This is a genomic window from Micromonospora sp. NPDC049559 (assembly GCF_040676675.1).
In the GTDB taxonomy this organism is placed as follows: domain Bacteria; phylum Actinomycetota; class Actinomycetes; order Mycobacteriales; family Micromonosporaceae; genus JBFAPK01.
Map to the genome: position 1 here is coordinate 102,778 of NZ_JBFAPK010000027.1, position 17,531 is coordinate 120,308.

A 17,531-nucleotide genomic window follows, 5' to 3' on the forward strand; every position below is an offset into this window, starting at 1 on the left:
ATCGGACGCGGCCGGGCCTGAGGTAGCGGTCATGCTCGGTTGAGTCAGCCTCGGTGGGCTTGCTTACGGACCGGCCGGGGTGAGGGTCTGTGGCTGGCCCTTGTCAGGAATCGCGCGAAAGACCGGCCAGATCGTCGAGCGTGTTCTCGATGACCACAGCCAATGCTCGGGCACGACCGCCGGTCCGGATCGCCCTGAGCGCTGCGGTGGCGCTTGCCGCAAGGCGGGGGTCGTGGAACGCCAGGATGTCCATGAGATCGATGCAGGAGTAGAGATCGGATACCGAGGAGGATTCCGATCGGAGCACCGCGACATAGTGCTGGAAGCCGCCCCCCACCGCCTCCCGGATCTCGTCGACGTCGACCGCGCCTATCTGTTCGTGCGCCGGTCCGCTGATTTCGGCGGCACCGAGGAGCGCCAGGAGGTCAAGGGCCACGCTGTGCCCGGCTGGCGTCATCTCGGGCAGCGTCGCGACCAGGACGGTGGCGACGGGAGCGCAGCCCTCACAGGGGCCGGCTGCGGACAGGATGATGTGCTCGATCCATTTGCCGAGCCGGACCGCCTCCTCTTCGTTCGGAGCCGCTGCGAGCCCGCGCACGGCGGCGGGCACCATCTCGGCGTGGCCCCAGTACGTCTGGATCCGAGACCAGTCGAAGCGGGCGGTCTCGCGGTCGATGCTCACCCGTCGACCTTGCCACGACGAACACGCGAACAACGTCGAGCATCCTGTCCAGACTGGTGTCACCCGCGGCGCCGGGCTCGTCCGGAGGACCGCTTCGACCGCGCACACGGCGAACACGGCAGGCCGGAGCGGATCGCGGACCCGGTGGTGGTGGGCATCCGTGCGGCGGTCGCCGCGCTGGTCCCTCCCGGGCCGTTAGCATCTGGCGATGGAGCCCACCGCCCGCCGCCTGTACCGGCTTGTGGAGCCGATCCACCTGGTCACCTATTTCGCCGCCGAGCCGACCGAGGCGCTCATGGCGCTCGGCCACCGGAACTACTGGGACGGCTACTTCGCCGGGCGGGCCGCACCGCTGGGCCGGGCCCCGGCCGAGGTGGTCCACTCGATCTTCTACAACTTCGCCGCCGGCGAGGTCTCCCGTCACATCCCCCGGGTGTGGGAGACCGCCACTCCCGAGGAGGCGCTGGCCGCTCGCCAGCGGGGCAGCGTCGCGGCGCTGCGGCGGATCCTCGACGATCTCGCTGACGCCCCCGGTCTCGCCCGTGCCGCCGAGCTCGCCACCAAGGCGGCCACCAGCGCCCCGACGGAGGGACGGGTCATGTACGCCGCGTTGCGGGCGCTCCCCGTACCCGAGGAGCCGGTGGCCCGGCTCTGGCACGCGGCCACCCTGCTCCGCGAGCATCGCGGGGACGGCCATGTCGCCGCCCTGGTCGCCGAGGGCATCGGCGGGACCGAGGCCCACGTGCTGCACGCGCTCTCCCAGGGCATTCCCGCGGAGAAGTTCGGCCGGGTCCACCACCTCCCCGCGGCGCGGCTGGCCGAGGTCGTGGCGGGGATGCGCGCCCGGGGCCTGATCGACTCCTCCGGCCGGCTCAGTGACGCCGGGCGGGACAGGAAGGAGCGGATCGAGTCGCTCACCGACGACCTCGCGGCACCGACGTACGACAGCCTCGGGCCGAGCGAGCTCGACCAGCTCGTCGCGGACCTTGAGCCCGTCGCCGCGGCGCTCGACGCCGCCGGCTCCCGGTAGTACTGCCGCCGGCTCGCGGTAGTGCTCGACGCGGGCGCACGCTCTTCCGCCGCATCGCGGGTGCGTGGGGGAGGGCGGCGTTCGCCGGTGGCTCGTCGAGCCCCCACCCGGCTTGCTCCAGCGCCGGATGTCGGCGCGGGTACGGGTCCGGATCGCGGGTGATCTTGGCGGCGGGTTCGAGAGTTGTGATCTAGAAGAGTGTCCGCATGACGAGAGGCCATTCAGGTTCGTGCCCATGTCTGACAATCCGCGCCTTCCCGGGCTCACGCTGGCCGACGCCGACTGGTTGGTGGAGACCGCGCTGGCGGTCGCCGCCGAGCGGGGTTTCCCGCCATTGGCGGTGACCGTTGTCGACGTCACCGGAGAGCCGATCGCCCTCCGGCGAGCCGACGGCGGTATGCCTATGACCAGCCGAATCGCCGTGGCCAAGGCGCGCACCGCGCTGCTCGCGCTGAAGTCCTCCGGCCTGATCGAGCTGCCCGGGGGGATCGTCGACAGCATCCAGCACCTCTACGGCGGCGACTTCGTGCCGTGGAAGGGTGGCATTCTGATCACCGACGGTGATGTGATCCTCGGCGCCGCAGGCGCGTCCGGTGGTCATGCCGTCGAAGACGAAGCGGCCGTCCAGACGGCGGTGGACCGGTGGCAGGAAAACCGCTCCGGCAAGAGGTAGCGGGCCAGAACTGATCCGGGGTCCGGTCCCGCCACGTCGCGGCCGGGTCCGGGCGGTTGTCCGCGGCGGCCCGGCGCGTCCTAGCCACCGGACCGCCGAGCGGCCTGTGTCGGGTCAGCCGAAGAACCGCGTGAGGTGCCGGATGACGGCCTCGGGCTGTTCTTCGGGGAGATAGTGGCCGCTGTCTGCCACCGCGGCGACCTCGACGTCGACGCCCTTGTTCGGCAGTACCGCTTTCAGGAGTCGGTAGCCGCCTTCGCCGCCGCCCAGGCCGAGCAGCGGTGCGCTCACCGGGGCGTAGGTCTCCTCGTCGGCGATGTCCTGCCCGAACGCCCGGTACCAGGCGTTGCCGGCCCGGATCGCGTCCTCGCTGGAATAGGCGTGCGCGTAGACGTCCCGGTCGTGGTCGCTGATGGCGCCGGGGTCCTCGACCAGATAGTCGATCATCCAGTCGACCAGCTGGCGGGAGCGGCCGGCGAGCAGGCGTTCGGGCAGGCCGGGGACCTGGTTGAAGGCGAACCACCACAGGAACCGCCCGGGCCCGGCGTGGATGTCGCCGCCCACCTGCTGGCGCCCGGGCACGGGCAGGAGCGAGTAGTGGTAGAACCGCTCGTCGGGGTGGGCGATGCCCAACAGCGCGATCCGTCGCGTGCTCGCCGGGTGGTTGGCCGCGAAGGCGTAGGCGACCATCCCGCCGATGTCGTGTCCGACGATGTCCACCGTGTCGTGGCCGAGGTGGTGGGCGAGCGCGAGGATGTCGGCGGCCATGGTCTTCTTGTCGTACCCGTCCGCGGGCTTGTCCGAGCCGCCCATGCCCCGCAGGTCGACGGCGATGACCCGGCGGTGCTCCGCGAGGGCGGGCATGATCTTGTGGAACTCCCACCAGGTCTGCGGCCAGCCGCCCAACAGGAGCAGCGGCTCGCCCTGGCCGCCCGCCACGTAGTGCAGGCGGACGCCGTTGACCTCGGCGTGGCTGCTGACGAACCCGCCCTCCAGCGAACGCGCGAGTTCGGCGTCGGACGTCGATTTCGACATGTCTCTCCTATCCCGGCCGTACGCAGGCGAGCAAGAGCCTGGGCCCGGGCTGCTGCCTTCGGGAACGGGTATGCGGGAGATGGTACCAGTCGGTTCGAAGTGCGCTGCTGACCCCAGCGATCGAACTTCAACCTCGCGCATGCTGGCCCCTCGATCGAACTTCGACCTCGCGCAGGCGTTGCGCCGAACGGGCTACGCGACGCCGGTTGCCCCGATACCGCGGTTTCAAGGGGTTGGCCATGATCCCGGCACGGCCGCGATCGGTTCGGTGAGCGGCTTCCCGGGGCGAACCAGCGCGCGGCGGAGCGGTCATGCCGGCGGGCGTCGGACGGAACCTGGTGAGCCCGCCGTGGGGGACGGTTCGACGACGACGTCGTTTCCGGTGAGGCGGGCGGCGTCGTGGGCCCGTACCACCCGGCGGAGCAGTGAGATCAGGGTCTCGCGTTCGGCTTCGGTGAGCATCCGCAGGAAGTCGGTCTGAGAGTCGCGGGCGACCCGCTGGAGTTGGCCCAACAGCGTGGTACCGGACGGGGTCAGGGCGACCTGCTGGCGGCGGCGGTCGTCGGGGTCGCGCTCGCGCCGGACCAGCCCACGTTGTTCGATCTCGTCCAGATAACCGACCAGGTGGCTGCGATTGAGATTGAGTCGGTCGGCGAGCTCGTGTTGCGCCTGCGGCCCGAAGTCGGCGAGCGCGCTCAGTACGGCGAAGTGCGGCAGCCGCATGTCGTGCGCGGCGAGCGCCTCCATCAGGAGTTGGTGGCCGATGCGTGCCACGTTGCCGGCCAGGTAGGACGGCAGGGCGAGCAGCGAGGGCGGGCGGATGTCGGCGGTGTCCACGACGAAAGTATAGCTTGACGAAATAATGTCCTCATGTAATCGTTCCGCCATGGCATCAGCTCCGGCAATCTCCCCTCCCGGCACGACCCGTGGCACCGCGGCCCCCTTCACGGCGCTGCTTACCGCCGTGCTGTCGTTCTCGCTCATGCAGACGATGGTGGTGCCCGCCCTGCCCGACCTGCGGCAGCAGTTCGGCGTCAGTACCACCGCGGTGTCGTGGGTCCTCAGCGCGTTCCTCCTCACCTCAGCCGTGGCGACCGGCGTACTCGGCCGGCTGGGCGACATGTTCGGCAGGCGCCGCCTGCTGCTGGCCAGCCTCGCGATCTTCGCCGTCGGCACGCTGCTCGCCGCCCTGTCCACGTCGATCGGGACGTTGATCGCCGCCCGCGCCATCCAGGGAGTGGGCTCGGCGACCTTTCCGCTGGCCTTCGGCATCGTTCGGGACCAGTTTCCCCGCGAGCGGGTGCCGGTCGCGATCGGGTTGATCAGCTCCACGTTCGGGATCGGCTTCGCGGCCGGTCTCGTCGTACCTGGATTGATCGTGGACGCGTTGAGCTGGCAATGGATCTTCTGGGTCGGGCTGGCGGTGATCCTCGCCGCGCTGGTGGCGGTCTGGGTCTTCATCCCGGAGTCGGCCGTCCGATCGCCCGGCCGGATCGACTGGGCCGGGGCCGTGCTGCTCGGTGGCGGGCTGGTCGCCCTGCTGCTGGCCATCAGCGAGGGGCGCACCTGGGGGTGGGGATCCGCCGGCACGCTGGGCCTGCTCGGCGGGGCGGTGGCACTGTTGGTCGCGTTCGTGCTGGTCGAGTCGCGGCTCGACCGGCCGCTGATCGATGTTGCCCTGCTACGCCGACGCGCCGTCCTCACCTCGCACGCCGCCGCCCTGATCGTCGGGTTCGGCATGTACGGCGCGTTCACGATGGTGCCGGCGCTGGTCGAAACACCCACCACGGCCGGATACGGCTTCGGCGCGTCGGTCACCGAGGCGGGGCTGTTCATGGTCCCGATGGCGATCACCATGCTGTTCGCCAGCCCACTGGCAGGCCGGCTCGGCGCGCGTACCGGCTTCAAGCTCCCGCTCGTGCTGGCCTGCGTCGTCGGGGCGGCCGGGTTCGTGCTCTTCGCCGCCGCCCATGACCACGAGTGGACGATCTACCTGGGCGCGGCGGTACTCGGTGTCGGCGTCGGCTTCGCCTTCGCCGCGCTGGCCAACCTGGTGGTCAACGCGGTCGACGCCCGGCAGACCGGCGAGGCCACCGGGGTCAACACCATCATGCGTACGGTCGGCGGCACGCTCGGGGCCCAGATCGCCGCCACGATCGTCGCCAGCCATCAGGTCACGGGCCTGCCGGTCCCCGCCGAGGTGGGCTACACCCAGGCGTTCGTCATGTCCGCCGCCGCCATGGGCGTCGCCGCGCTCGCCGCGCTCGCCGGTCCGGGCCACCTGCTGGGCGGTGACCGTGCCTGACTACGGACACGACCTGCTGTTCGGGCTCGTCCTCACCCCGCTCGCCGGCCGGGCGCGCGAGGTCGTCGCCCTCGCCCGAATCGCCGACCAGTCCGGACTCGACCTCGTCAGCGTCGCCGACCATTCGTACCAGCCCGCGTTCCTGGACGCCTGGACGCTGCTGTCGGTCATCGCCGCGCGTACCACCCGGGTACGGGTCTTCCCCAACGTCGCGACCCTTCCGCTGCGGCCGCCGGCGGCGCTGGCCCGCGCGGCGGCGAGCCTGGACATCCTCAGCGGCGGACGGGCGGAGCTGGGACTCGGCGCTGGCGCGTACTGGGACGCCATCGCCGCCGAGGGCGGGCCTCGCCGCACGCCGGGCCACGCCCTGGAAGCGCTCCGCGAGGCGGTCGCCGTCATCCGGGCGCTGTGGGAAACCGGCGGCGAGGGGGCCTGGGTCCACGGTGAGCACTACCGACTCGATGGCGCGTCGCCCGGCCCCGCGCCCGAGCACCACATCGCGATCTGGGTGGGTGCGCTCAAGCCCCGGATCCTGCGCCTGGTCGGGCAGGTCGCCGATGGCTGGCTACCGAGCTGGCCGCGCATCCCGCCCCACCAGCTCGCCTCCGGGCAACGGATCGTCGACGACGCGGCCGTCGCCGCCGGCAGGTCACCGGGGTCCATCCGGCGGCTCTACAACATCGCTCCCGCCGGACCGCCCACGGCGTGGGCGCCGCAGCTGGCCGAACTCACCCTGGAACACGGCGTCAGCGGCTTCCTGCTGCCCACCGACTCACCCGAGGTTGTCCGGCTGTACGCGGCCGAGGTGGTCCCCGCCGTTCGGGAACTCGTCAACGCCGCTCGCAATACCACCGCCCCGGCCCGGTGACCAGACCTGGTTAGGCCGGGTCCTGTCGATCATGTCGAGCCGAGGCGGGATTGAGGCGGCGCGCCGTCACCTCGGTATCGCCTGAACCGCCCGGCCGGACCGCCACCGTCGCGTCCGTCACGCTCGGCGGGCGTGACGGTGTGGTTCCTCGGCCGGTGGCGGGTCAGCGGTAGGGGCGGCAGGACGACCGGATGACCAGATCGGTGGGCAGCCGGATGTGCGTGTCGCGCTCGACGCCGCCGATCAGGTCGACGAGCAGGCGCATCGCCTCGGCACCCATCCGCTGCAGCGGTTGCATTATGGTCGTCAGCGGCGGGTTGGCCAGCGCCGACTCCGGGACGTTGTCGAAGCCGATCACGGACAGGTCGTCGGGCACCGTGAGGCCCATGCTCCGGGCGACCTCCATGGTGGAGATGGCCGAGAGGTCGTTCCCCGCGAAGATCGCGGTCGGCCGGTCGGGGAGCGCGAGCAGCGTGGCGGCCGTGTCGGCGGCGCTCTCGGTCCGGAACCCGCCGACGAGCACGAGCCGCTCGTCGACCGCGACGCCGGCGTCGGACATGGCCTTGCGGAAGCCCGCCTCGCGCAGGCGCGCCGATTCCAGGTCGGGGCGTCCGCTGATGTGCCCGATGCGGCGGTGGCCGAGCGAGAGCAGATATTCGGTCGCGAGCACGGCGCCGGCGAAGTTGTCGGAGTCGACGGTCGGGAGGCCGGACGGGCCCGTGTGGGGGTCGACGGCCACGACGTGGAAGCCCTGCTTGGTCTCGACCACGGTCGGGGTGACGATCACCGCCCCGTCGATGAGCGTTCCGGACAGGCGAGCCAGCGACCGCCGTTCCCAGCCGATGGCCGCGGCTTCGCCGTCACCGCCGGAGTAGGCCAGCAGCTGGTAGCCGGTGCCGGCGACCTCCCTGGACGCGCCCTTGAGCAGCTCGGTCGAGAACGGCTCGAACTCGGCGACCAGGATGCCCAGCACGTTCGTGCGGTGACTGCGCAGGCTCTGCGCCCCGAGGCTGGCCTCGTACCCGAGCTGGCGGATCACCTGCTGCACGCGCTCGACCGTCGCCTCTGCCACGCCGTACCGGCCGTTGACGACCTTGGACACGGTCGCCACCGAGACGCCGGCCGTACGGGCCACGTCCGACATCTTGACACGCTGCGGGAACGCCACGCCGACGATGATAGAGCGCCTCCGGCACCCCGTCATCACAGCTTCGAAAACGTTATCGATAACGATTGACATCGACGTTGCACGGCTGTAACACTCGCCGGCAGGTCGAGTATCGCGACTGACTAGTCGAGGAGATATCGATGGCAGTTAAGCGCCGCGCGGGCGCCGTCCTAGCACTGGTCACGACCGGCGTGCTCCTCGTCGCCGGCTGTGGCGGCGGCGGGGACGAAGAGCCCGCCGAGAACGAACTCTACAAGAACCCGGTGACCCTGACGTGGTGGCACAACGCCTCCCAGGACGGGCCCGGCAAGACCTACTGGGAGAAGGTCGCCAAGGACTTCTCCGCCCTGCACCCGACGGTCACCATCAAGGCCGAGGGGATCGAGACCAACCAGCTCCAGCGCACCCGGCTGCCCGCCGCGCTGCTCAGCAGCGACCCGCCGGACATCTTCCAGTCCTGGGGCGGCGGGGAGATCCGCGAGCAGGTCGAGGCCGACTACCTCAAGGACATCACCGACCAGGTCAAGGACGAGGTTGCCAACATCGGCAGCGCGGCCGAGATCTGGCAGGCCGGCGGCAAGCAGTACGGCCTGCCGTACCGGATGGGCATCGAGGGCATCTGGTACAACAAGGACATGTTCGCCCGGGCGGGCATCGCCGCCCCGCCGACCACCTTCGACGAGCTCAACGACGCGGTCACCAAGCTCAAGGCGATCAACGTCATCCCCATCGCCGTCGGCGCCGGCGACAAGTGGCCCGCCGCGCACTGGTGGTACAACTTCGCGCTGCGCGCCTGCTCGGTCGACACCCTGAAGAAGGCGTCCACCGACCTGTCCTTCGACGACCAGTGCTTCGTGAAGGCCGGCCAGGACCTGAAGAGCTTCATCGACACCAAGCCGTTCCAGCCGAACTTCATCGCCACGCCCGGTCAGAACGACCCGACCAGCGCGAACGGCCTGCTCGCGAACGGCAAGGCCGCGATGGAACTGATGGGCGACTGGAACCGGGGCACGCTGGACACCGTGGCCACCGACAAGGCTGCCCTCGGCAAGTTCCTCGGCTGGTTCCCCGTACCGGCGATCGCCGGTTCCGCGGGCGACCCGAAGGCGGCCCTCGGCGGCGGCGACGGGTTCGCCTGCGCCAAGAACGCCCCGGCCGAGTGCGTGGAGTTCCTCAAGTACCTCGTGAGCCCGGAGGTGCAGAAGGGCTACGCCGAGACCGGCACCGGCCTGCCCGTCACCAAGGGCGCGGACGCCGGCATCTCCGACCCCGCCCTGAAGTCCATCCTGACGGCCACCTCCAGCGCGACCTACCTGCAGCTCTGGCTGGACACGGCCTTCGGCAGCACCGTCGGCAACGCGATGAACGACGCGATCGTCGCCATCTTCGCCGGCAACGGCACCCCGGAACAGGTCGTCTCGGCGATGAAGGCGGCCGCGAAGAAGTGACCTCCACCAACCCGACCCTGACCCCCGCCGGCGGCCGCAAGGCGCCGCCGGCGGGGCGCCCCGCCGCCCGGCGCTCGTCCACCCGCGCGGCCGAGACCAGACGCAAGTGGTACGAGATCATCGGGCTCACGACGCCGGCCATCGTCGTGTACGTGATGTTCGTGCTCGTGCCGATGGGCTTCGCGGTCTACTACAGCCTCTACCGGTGGCGCGGGGTCGGGCCGCCCACCGATTTCGTCGGCTTCGACAACTACGTCCTCGCCTTCCAGGACCCGATCTTCCTCGACGCGCTGCGCAACAACGCGATCATCGTGGTCGGGTCGCTCGTGATCCAGGGTCCCATCGCGTTGGGCATCGCGCTGCTGCTCAACCGCCGCTTCCGCGGGCGTACCGTGTTCCGCCTGCTGGTCTTCGTGCCCTACGTGCTCGCCGAGGTCACCGTCGGCATCATGTGGAAGCTGCTGCTGACCGGCGGCGGGACCTTCGACGCGCTGCTGCGGTCCCTGGGACTGGGCGGCCTGGTGCAGGCGTGGCTCGCCGACCTCCACGTCGTCATCTGGACGCTGCTGGTCATCCTCACCTGGAAGTACGTCGGCTTCGCCATCATCCTGCTCCTCGCCGGCCTGTCGAACGTGCCGCAGGAGCTGAACGAGGCCGCCGCGATCGACGGCGCGAGCTGGTGGCAGACCCAGCGCCACGTCACGCTCCCGCTGCTGGGCCCGACCATCCGGATCTGGATGTTCCTGTCCATCATCGGTTCGCTGCAGGTCTTCGACGTCATTTGGGTCACCTCGGTGCCCGCGGTGCGGTCGCTCGGCGCGTCGGCCACCATGGCCACCTACATGGTGGACAACGGCTTCTTCGCCCGCCTGTGGGGCTACGGCAACGCCGTGGCCGTGATCCTGTTCGTCATCTCGTTCGTCGCGGCGCTGCTGTTCCAGCGCTTCCTGCTCCGTCGTGACATCGAGGGCGCCATCACCGGGAAGGTGAAGTGACCGTGGCCGGCAACCCCGCCCCGCCCCTGCCCGCCCCGCGCCGCCCGGTGGCGTGGAGCACCCCGCTCACCTACGCGCTGGCGCTCGCGGTGGCCGCCGTGTCGATCGCCCCGGTGGTCTACGTGATCATCGGAGGCTTCCGCACCACCCCGCAGATCGTCGCGAACCCCGCCGGGCTGCCCGACCCGTGGGTCTGGGACAACTACGCCCGGGTGCTGACGCAGAGCGACTTCTGGCAGCAGGCGTTCAACAGCGCCGTGATCGCCCTCGGTACGACGCTCGGCGTCGTGGTGCTCGGCGTCTGCGCCGCGTACGTGCTCGCGCGCTACACCTTCCGCGGCCGTGAGGGGCTCTACACCTTCTTCACCCTCGGCCTGCTCTTCCCGGCCGGTGCGGCGATCCTGCCGCTCTACCTCATGCTGCGCGACCTGAACCTGATCAACTCCTACTACGCGGTGATCCTGCCGCAGATCGCCTTCTCGCTGCCGCTCACGATCGTGATCCTGCGTCCGTTCCTCGCCGCCATCCCCCGCGAACTGGAGGACGCCGCGGCGATCGACGGTACGGGCCGGCTCGGATTCCTCTGGCGCATCATGCTGCCGCTGTCGCGGCCCGCGCTCGTCACCGTCGGGGTCCTGGCGTTCGTGGCGAGCTGGAACGCGTTCCTCCTGCCGCTGCTCGTCCTCGGCGACGTCCACCTGCACACCCTGCCGCTGGGTGTGCAGAACTTCTCGAGTCAGTACACCTCCGACACCGCGGGAATCCTCGCCTTCACGTCGCTGGCGATGCTTCCGGCCCTGCTCTTCTTCACGCTCGCCGAGAAGCAGATCGTCGGCGGGCTGCAGGGTGCGGTCAAGGGATGAGCGGCAGCGGTACGAGCACAAAACGAAGGGGAAGCACAGCATGACTGAGGTCCGCGGGACGGTGGGTGGCCCGGTGCCGGCGCCAATCCAGGCAGGTCCGGAACACGACCGGCCGGACGGGCGGGACGGTGAGGCGCGCGTCCGCGAGCTGCTCGGTCGGATGACGATCGAGGAGAAGGTCGCCCAGCTCCTCGGCTTCTGGGAGAAGGAGGACGGCGAGGCCGTCGCGCCGCTGCAGGGCGAGTTCGGCGAGAACGGCAAACTCGACGACTTCTCCCGGCACGGGCTCGGCCACCTCACCCGGCCCTACGGCACGCGCCCGGTCGACGCCGTCGCCCGGGCGTCGTGGCTGTGGAAGTTCCAGTCGGACCTGGTGACGGGGACCAGGCTGGGTATTCCGGCGATCGTGCACGAGGAGTGCCTCACCGGGCTCTCGGTCTGGAAGGCCGCCACCTTCCCCACCCCGCTGGCCTGGGGCGCCGCGTTCGATCCCGAACTCGTCACCGAGATGGCCGCGGCCATCGGCGCCTCGATGCGGGAGCTGGGCATCCACCAGGGCCTCGCCCCGGTGCTCGACGTGATCCGTGACCCGCGCTGGGGCCGGGTCGACGAGTGCATCTCCGAGGACCCGTACCTGGTCGGCACGCTCGGCACGTCGTACGTGCGGGGTCTGCAGTCGCAGGGGGTGCACGCCACCCTGAAGCACTTCGCCGGCTACTCCGCCTCGCGCGCCGGGCGCAACTTCGCCCCGGTGCACGCCGGCCCCCGCGAGCTCGCCGACGTGCTGCTCCCGCCGTTCGAGATGGCGATCCTCGACGGCGGCGCCCGCGGCGTCATGCACTCCTACGCCGAGATCGACGGCGTGCCCGTGGCGGGCGATCCGGCCATGCTCACCGGCGTGCTGCGAGACAGGTGGGGCTTCGACGGTACGGTGGTCGCCGACTACTACGGCGTGGCGTTCCTGAACCTGCTGCACCACGTCGCGGGCGACCACGCGGAGGCGGCCGTGCAGGCGCTGACCGCCGGTGTCGACATCGAGCTGCCGACGGGCGACGCCTATCTGACCCTGCGGGAGTCGGTGCGGACCGGCCGGCTCGACGAGGCCCTCGTCGACCGGGCGGTACTGCGCGTCCTGCGCCAGAAGCTGGAACTCGGGCTGCTCGACGCGACCTTCACGGACGAGCCGCCCCAGGCCGTCGACCTCGACTCGCCGGAGCACCGGTCGATCGCGCGCCGCCTCGCCGAGAAGTCGATCATCCTGGTCGCCAACCGGGACGCGCTGCCGCTGCCCGCGGGCCGACGGGTGGCGGTCATCGGCCCGAACGCCGACCGGCAGGGCGCGCTCTTCGGGTGCTACTCCTTCCTCAACCACGTACTCGCCCAGCAGCCCGGCGTGGAGACCGGTATCGAGGTGCCGACCCTCCTCGACGCGCTGCGCGCCGAGTTCGGCGTCGACCTCGTCAGCTGGGCGCGTGGCTGCGACGTGGACAGCGACGACCGGTCCGGTTTCGACGAGGCCGTCGCCACGGCATCCGCCGCGGAGGTCGCCGTGCTGGTCGTCGGTGACCACGCCGGCCTGTTCGGGCGCGGAACGGTCGGCGAGGGCTGCGACCGGGACGACCTGGAACTGCCCGGAGTGCAGCGCGAACTCGTCGAGGCCGTGCTCGCCACGGGTACGCCCGTCGTCCTCGTGCTGGTCACGGGCCGGCCGTACGCGATCGGCTGGGCGCTGTCGCGATGCGCGGCGGTGGTACAGGCGTTCTTCCCCGGTGAGGAGGGCGCCGCGGCGATCGCGGGCGTGCTCTCCGGGCGGGTCAACCCGTCGGGCAAGCTGCCGGTCAGCCTTCCCGTTTCGGCGGGGGCGCAGCCGTACTCGTACCTGCACCCCACGCTCGGCGAGGGCAGCGAGGTGACCAACCTGCCGGCGACGCCGGTGGCGCCGTTCGGCCACGGCCTGTCCTACACGACGTTCGAGCACGCCGACCTCACCGTGCCCGCCACGGTGCCGGTCGACGGGGCGCTGCGCGTCACGGTGCGCGTGACGAACACCGGCGCGGTCGCCGGCGACGACGTGGTCCAGCTCTACGGCCGCGACCTGGTGGCCTCGGTGACCCGGCCGGTGGCGCAGCTGCTCGGATACCGGAGGGTGCACCTGGAGCCGGGCCGGTCCGTCACGGTCGAGCTGACGGTCCCCACCACCCGCCTGGCCTTCTCCGACCGCACGCTCACCCGGGTCGTGGAGCCCGGTGACGTCGAACTCTGGGTCGGTACGAGCGCGCAGCGGGACACCCAGGCGCTGACGACGCTGGTCGGTACGACCGTGCCGGTCACCAGCGCCGCGCAGCGCTGGACGACGTCCGAGATCAGGTGAGGTCGGTCCGCCGGTCGTCCCACCCGACGACCGGCGGATCCCGGCGGTCGGGGAGTTCCGGGTGGCCGACCGCCTCCCCGCGCGAGCGGCGGATCCCAGCCCGGGCAGCGGCGGATCCCAGCCCGGGTGCTGCGGCGAGCGCCGCCCGAGCCGGGAATGTTCCGTGTTGCCGGTACGGCGGGCCCCGGCCGAGCCTAGGGTGGCCTCAGGGCCTGTTGCCTGAGGCCCTGCCCTACTGCGCCGGACCCGGGCGACGACCACGCCGCCCGGGATCCGGCTCGCTCCGGGCGAGCCTCGTCAAGCAGGCCCTGACCGCGAGCGTGTGGCGTAGCAACCGAACCGCGGAGGAGGTCGTCGTGGCCAAGCTCCTGTTCGTGGTGAGCGCGACGAGCTACTGGACGTTGAAGGACGGCACGAGGTGGGCCACCGGTTACTGGGCCGAGGAGTTCGCCGTGCCGTATGAGACCTTCACCAAGGCCGGTCATCAGGTGGTGGTCGCGACGCCCGGTGGCGGTGTGCCGTACGTGGATGCGATGAGCCTGCGTCCGGCGATGGCCGGCGGCGAGCAGCGCGCCGTGGAGCTGGAGAACATCATCCGGTCCGCCGAGGAGCTACGCCGCCCGATCGAGCTGGCGGACGCCCGGCTGGAGGACTACGACGCCGTCTACTGCCCGGGCGGGCACGGGCCGATGGAAGACATGTGGGACAGCGCCGACGCGGGACGGCTGCTGACCGCGGCGCTCGCCTCCGGCAAGCCGCTGGCGATCGTCTGTCACGCGCCGGCCGCGATGTTGTCGACGAGATACCACGGTGTCTCGCCGTTCGCCGGTTACGAGGTCACCGGATTCACCAACGACGAGGAGGAGGCGGTCGGGCTGGCCGACCGGGCTCGTTGGTTGCTGGAGACCGAGCTCAACAACCTCGGTGTGCGGTTCGTCCGAGGCGAGAGCTGGAAGCCGTTCACGCACCGCGACCGTACGCTCTTCACGGGCCAGAATCCGGCCTCCGCCGCGAAGCTGGCCCAGGAGATCCTTCCGGTCCTGGCGTAGCGGCGGAACGTCCTGGTCGGTCGGCCTGCCACCCGACCAGGACGGGCTCACCCCGCTCAGGCGCGGCGAGGTTCGCCGTGCGACTTGCGCCGGTGCAGCGTGAACGCCATGACCAGCACGACCAGCGCGCCGACCACCAGCCCGAGGATCGCGCTGGCCACGGTGTTGACGAGCCAGCCGGCGAGCCCGCCGAGCACGCCCGTGGCGTCGTGAGCGCCTTCCTCCATGTGGTGCACGGCCTCGTACAGCTGGTGCAGGCCCAGCTCGTCCGTGCCCACCAGCAGGATGTGTCCGCCCACCCACAGCATCGCGGCGGTGCCGACCACCGTCAGCACCGTGAGCACCAGCGGCATCGCCCGGACCAGACCGCGGCCGAATCCGGCGGCGGCACCGGACAGCTGCGACAGGCGCAGCCCGGCGTCGTCCATCCGCACGATCAGGGCCACGACGCCGTACACCAGGACGGTGATGACGACGGCGACGAGGGCCAGGATCACCAGGCGGGACCAGAACCCCTCGTCGACCACCTCGTTCAGGGCGATGACCATGATCTCCGCCGAGAGGATCAGGTCGGTACGCACGGCCCCGGACACCAGCGTCGTCTCGTCCAGCACCCCCTCCTCGCCCGCGCCGTGGGCGTCGTGATGGGCGATCTTGGCCCACACCTTCTCCGCGCCCTCGTAACACAGATAGGCGCCGCCCAGCATGAGGATCGGGGTGAGCAGCCAGGGCACGAACTGACTGAGTAGCAGCACCGCCGGCAGGATGATGAAGAACTTGTTGCGGAGCGACCCCAGGGCGATGCGCTTGATGATCGGCAACTCGCGCTCGGCCGCCAGGCTGCGCACGTACTGCGGCGTGACGGCGGCGTCGTCGACGACGACGCCGGCGGCCTTGGCGCCGGCCTTCGCGGCGGCCGCTCCGATGTCGTCGACCGACGCGGCAGCGGCGCGAGCCAGTACCGCCACGTCGTCCAGTAGGGCTACGAGTCCACTGGCCAAGGGATGGTCCTTCCACCGTTGAGGAGAGTCCGGGGTGGCCCATTCTCGCGCAGGCCCCGCCCGAGACATGTCACCTGCCGGTCAGTGTCCGGTGGAATCCGGGCGTGGTCGAGCCACACCGCATGCGACCAGGAGTTCCTCGACGGCCCGGTACGAGAGGTCGCCACGCGGGTACCGCCGGGCTCGGCACGGCGCGGGGTCGTCAGGCCGGCTGGGACCGGGCGACGGGCTCGGTGAGGTTGCGCAGCGCCACCTTCGAGAACTTGCCCGTCGCCGTCTTGGGGATCTCGTCCACGACCAGGAAGCGGTCGGGGATCCACCACGAGGCGACCCGCTCGCGGAGGTACTCGCGCAGGCCCGTCTCGTCGATCTCTGCCCCGGCGGCGAGGACGACGTACGCCCACGGCCGCTCGCCCCAGCGGTCGTCGACGACCCCGATCACCGCGGCCTCCCGTACCGCCGGGTGTGCCATCAGCTCGTTCTCGAGCGTGACCGACGAGATCCACTCCCCGCCGGACTTGATCATGTCCTTGAGGCGGTCGACGATGCGCAGGTAGCCGTACTCGTCGAGGGTCGCGACGTCACCCGTGCGCAGCCAGCCATCGTCCGTGAAGGACGACGTGCCCGGATCGGCGCCGAAGTAGCCGGCCGCTATCGTCGGCCCGGCCACCTGGAGTTCGCCGGACGAGCTACCGTCCCGCTCGACGGGTCGGCCCTCGGCGTCCACGACCCGTACGTCCACCAGCGGCACCGTCGGCCCGGGCTGGCCGAGCAGCCGGCGGCGGTCGCCGTCCGGCAGCCCGTCGTGCGCGGACGACACCCGCCCGCACGCGACGAGCGGGCTCGTCTCGGTCATTCCCCACGAACTTGTGATCGGTACGCCGACCGCCCGCTCCCACGCCTCGGACAGCGCGTCGGGCAGGGCGCTCCCACCGCTGACCACCATGCGCAGCGACGAGAGGTCCGCGGTGCCGAGGAGCGGCTTCAGCCCGCGCCAGATCGCCGGCACCCCGGCGGAGAACGTCACGCGGTGCCGGGAGAGACGCTGGATGAGGTCCGTCGGGGTCATCGCGGGACCCGGGAGCACGAGTTCGGCTCCGGCGAGCGCCGCCGCGTAGGGCAGCCCCCAGGCGTTGACATGGAACATCGGCACGATGGGCATGACGACATCCCGCTCCGAGATGGCGAAGCTGTCGACGCCCAGCAGCAGCATCGCGTGCAGGACGATCGAGCGATGGCTGTAGAGCACGCCTCTCGGCCGCCCGGTCGTACCGGAGGTGTAACACAGGCTCGCGGCGTCGTTCTCGTCGACGCGCGTCGCCGCCGCCGGCTCCGGGCATCGCGCGAGGAGCGCCTCGTAGTCGAGCACGCGCGGATCGGCGGGAATCTCATCGTCGCCACCGTCGTCCATCACGACGATCCAGCGGACCGTGGCGACGGAGCGGATGACGTCCCACACCGTGCCCAGCAGCGACCGGTCGACGAAGACGACGTCGTCGGCCGCGTCGGACATGATGTGCGTCAGGTCGCGGGCGAAGAGCCGGTGGTTGATCGTGTGGAGGACGCGGCCGGCCGACGGAACGCCCAGATACAGCTCGACATGGCGCTGGCTGTTCCAACCGAAGGTGCCGACCCGCGCCGAGTTCGGGACCGCCAGGACGTCGAGCACGGCGGAGAGTCGCCGCGCGCGGTCGATCACCTCGCCCCAGGTCGAGACCGTCTCGCCCGACGCGGTGGCCGTCACCACGCGCTTGTGGCGGAATCCCAGGTCCGCCCGGCGCATCAACCGGCTGACGTCCAGCGACCCGTCCTGCATGAGCCCGCGCACAATTCCTCCGTTCCTGCGACGGTGCCCCCACCGTCGACGTACAGGGTTCTGGCCCCGCGGTGGCGGCCGGGAGCCGGACCGCGCCGGGGGAGACCGGGTGGTCCGGCTCCCCGGCGAGGGCGGGGGCCGCCCCCGGGCGGGGGGCCCTGATCCGGCGGGCAGCGCGAACCGGTGGGGGGGGTCCGCCAGTTTGGCTTACGTGGCGCGCGGGGCCT

15 protein-coding genes are annotated in these 17,531 nt (G+C 71.1%); 9 read left to right on the forward strand and 6 right to left on the reverse strand.

Translation table 11 applies throughout. The features are described from left to right. Window positions 1–103: 103 nt before the first annotated feature. Window positions 104–682 (reverse strand): hypothetical protein, encoded by a 579-nt coding sequence (locus tag AB0J86_RS25950; RefSeq protein WP_363860210.1) that lies wholly within the window; start codon window positions 680–682, stop codon window positions 104–106. A gap of 208 nt (window positions 683–890) precedes the next feature. Here AB0J86_RS25950 and AB0J86_RS25955 point away from each other — a divergent pair, with 208 nt between their 5' ends. After that, complete coding sequence (locus AB0J86_RS25955; protein ID WP_363860211.1) at window positions 891–1,712, forward strand: MarR family transcriptional regulator; 822 nt, start codon at window positions 891–893, stop codon at window positions 1,710–1,712. 235 nt (window positions 1,713–1,947) lie between these two features. Beyond that, window positions 1,948–2,385 (forward strand): heme-binding protein, encoded by a 438-nt coding sequence (locus AB0J86_RS25960; RefSeq protein ID WP_363860212.1) that lies wholly within the window; start codon window positions 1,948–1,950, stop codon window positions 2,383–2,385. 114 nt (window positions 2,386–2,499) lie between these two features. Here the strand turns inward: AB0J86_RS25960 and AB0J86_RS25965 are convergent, their stop codons facing one another. Together AB0J86_RS25965 and AB0J86_RS25970 are read right to left on the reverse strand one after the other, a co-directional pair. Continuing rightward, a complete protein-coding gene (locus tag AB0J86_RS25965; protein ID WP_363860213.1) occupies window positions 2,500–3,420 on the reverse strand; it encodes an alpha/beta hydrolase in 921 nt (306 codons plus the stop codon). A 309-nt stretch (window positions 3,421–3,729) separates the two neighbouring features. Then, entirely contained in the window at window positions 3,730–4,404 is a 675-nt protein-coding gene (locus tag AB0J86_RS25970; protein WP_363860214.1) for a MarR family winged helix-turn-helix transcriptional regulator, read from the reverse strand. Between AB0J86_RS25970 and AB0J86_RS25975 the strand changes: the two genes are divergently transcribed. Both AB0J86_RS25975 and AB0J86_RS25980 read left to right on the forward strand, forming a co-directional pair. Further along, window positions 4,403–5,725 carry an MFS transporter gene (locus AB0J86_RS25975; RefSeq protein WP_363860215.1) on the forward strand — a complete coding sequence of 441 codons (1,323 nt, stop codon included), beginning with the start codon at window positions 4,403–4,405 and terminating at the stop codon, window positions 5,723–5,725. The two genes, AB0J86_RS25970 and AB0J86_RS25975, sit on opposite strands and share 2 nt — an antisense overlap. Next, the gene (locus AB0J86_RS25980; RefSeq protein WP_363860216.1) at window positions 5,718–6,593 is read left to right on the forward strand and encodes an LLM class flavin-dependent oxidoreductase; all 876 of its coding nucleotides are present in this window, start codon (window positions 5,718–5,720) and stop codon (window positions 6,591–6,593) included. The genes AB0J86_RS25975 and AB0J86_RS25980 overlap by 8 nt, the downstream gene beginning before the upstream one ends. A 163-nt stretch (window positions 6,594–6,756) precedes the next feature. Here the strand turns inward: AB0J86_RS25980 and AB0J86_RS25985 are convergent, their stop codons facing one another. Then, a complete protein-coding gene (locus AB0J86_RS25985) occupies window positions 6,757–7,761 on the reverse strand; it encodes a LacI family DNA-binding transcriptional regulator (RefSeq protein ID WP_363860217.1) in 1,005 nt (334 codons plus the stop codon). Window positions 7,762–7,901: 140 nt separating this feature from the next. On the opposite strand from AB0J86_RS25985, the gene AB0J86_RS25990 reads away from it, so the two are divergent. The 5 genes from AB0J86_RS25990 (at window position 7,902) to AB0J86_RS26010 (ending at window position 14,487) form a co-directional block, all read left to right on the forward strand. Then, a complete protein-coding gene (locus AB0J86_RS25990; RefSeq protein ID WP_363860218.1) occupies window positions 7,902–9,209 on the forward strand; it encodes an extracellular solute-binding protein in 1,308 nt (435 codons plus the stop codon). Beyond that, window positions 9,206–10,204: a sugar ABC transporter permease gene (locus AB0J86_RS25995; RefSeq protein ID WP_363860219.1), complete on the forward strand. Its 999-nt coding sequence runs from the start codon at window positions 9,206–9,208 to the stop codon at window positions 10,202–10,204. Before AB0J86_RS25990 ends, AB0J86_RS25995 begins: the two co-directional genes overlap by 4 nt. Before the next feature lie 2 nt (window positions 10,205–10,206). After that, a complete protein-coding gene (locus AB0J86_RS26000) occupies window positions 10,207–11,067 on the forward strand; it encodes a carbohydrate ABC transporter permease (RefSeq protein ID WP_363860220.1) in 861 nt (286 codons plus the stop codon). Window positions 11,068–11,107: 40 nt separating this feature from the next. Next, window positions 11,108–13,438, forward strand: coding sequence for a glycoside hydrolase family 3 N-terminal domain-containing protein (locus tag AB0J86_RS26005; protein WP_363860221.1), 2,331 nt, complete (start codon window positions 11,108–11,110; stop codon window positions 13,436–13,438). A 356-nt stretch (window positions 13,439–13,794) separates the two neighbouring features. Beyond that, complete coding sequence (locus tag AB0J86_RS26010; RefSeq protein ID WP_363860222.1) at window positions 13,795–14,487, forward strand: type 1 glutamine amidotransferase domain-containing protein; 693 nt, start codon at window positions 13,795–13,797, stop codon at window positions 14,485–14,487. A 56-nt stretch (window positions 14,488–14,543) separates the two neighbouring features. On the opposite strand, the gene AB0J86_RS26015 is transcribed toward AB0J86_RS26010, so the two are convergent. Next, window positions 14,544–15,488: a DUF808 domain-containing protein gene (locus AB0J86_RS26015; protein WP_363860223.1), complete on the reverse strand. Its 945-nt coding sequence runs from the start codon at window positions 15,486–15,488 to the stop codon at window positions 14,544–14,546. Window positions 15,489–15,690: 202 nt separating this feature from the next. Beyond that, window positions 15,691–17,316 (reverse strand): long-chain fatty acid--CoA ligase, encoded by a 1,626-nt coding sequence (locus AB0J86_RS26020; RefSeq protein WP_363860224.1) that lies wholly within the window; start codon window positions 17,314–17,316, stop codon window positions 15,691–15,693. Window positions 17,317–17,531 lie beyond the last annotated feature (215 nt).

Bases quoted from the DNA above. Each gene is read 5' to 3' on its own strand.
- AB0J86_RS26005 (WP_363860221.1), top strand. From the start codon at position 11,108: ATGACTGAGGTCCGCGGGACGGTGGGTGGCCCGGTGCCGGCGCCAATC.
- AB0J86_RS25990 (WP_363860218.1), top strand. From the start codon at position 7,902: ATGGCAGTTAAGCGCCGCGCGGGCGCCGTCCTAGCACTGGTCACGACC.
- AB0J86_RS25975 (WP_363860215.1), top strand. From the start codon at position 4,403: ATGCAGACGATGGTGGTGCCCGCCCTGCCCGACCTGCGGCAGCAGTTC.
- AB0J86_RS25970 (WP_363860214.1), bottom strand. From the start codon at position 4,404: ATGAGCGAGAACGACAGCACGGCGGTAAGCAGCGCCGTGAAGGGGGCC.
- AB0J86_RS25960 (WP_363860212.1), top strand. From the start codon at position 1,948: ATGTCTGACAATCCGCGCCTTCCCGGGCTCACGCTGGCCGACGCCGAC.
- AB0J86_RS25955 (WP_363860211.1), top strand. From the start codon at position 891: ATGGAGCCCACCGCCCGCCGCCTGTACCGGCTTGTGGAGCCGATCCAC.
- AB0J86_RS25965 (WP_363860213.1), bottom strand. From the start codon at position 3,420: ATGTCGAAATCGACGTCCGACGCCGAACTCGCGCGTTCGCTGGAGGGC.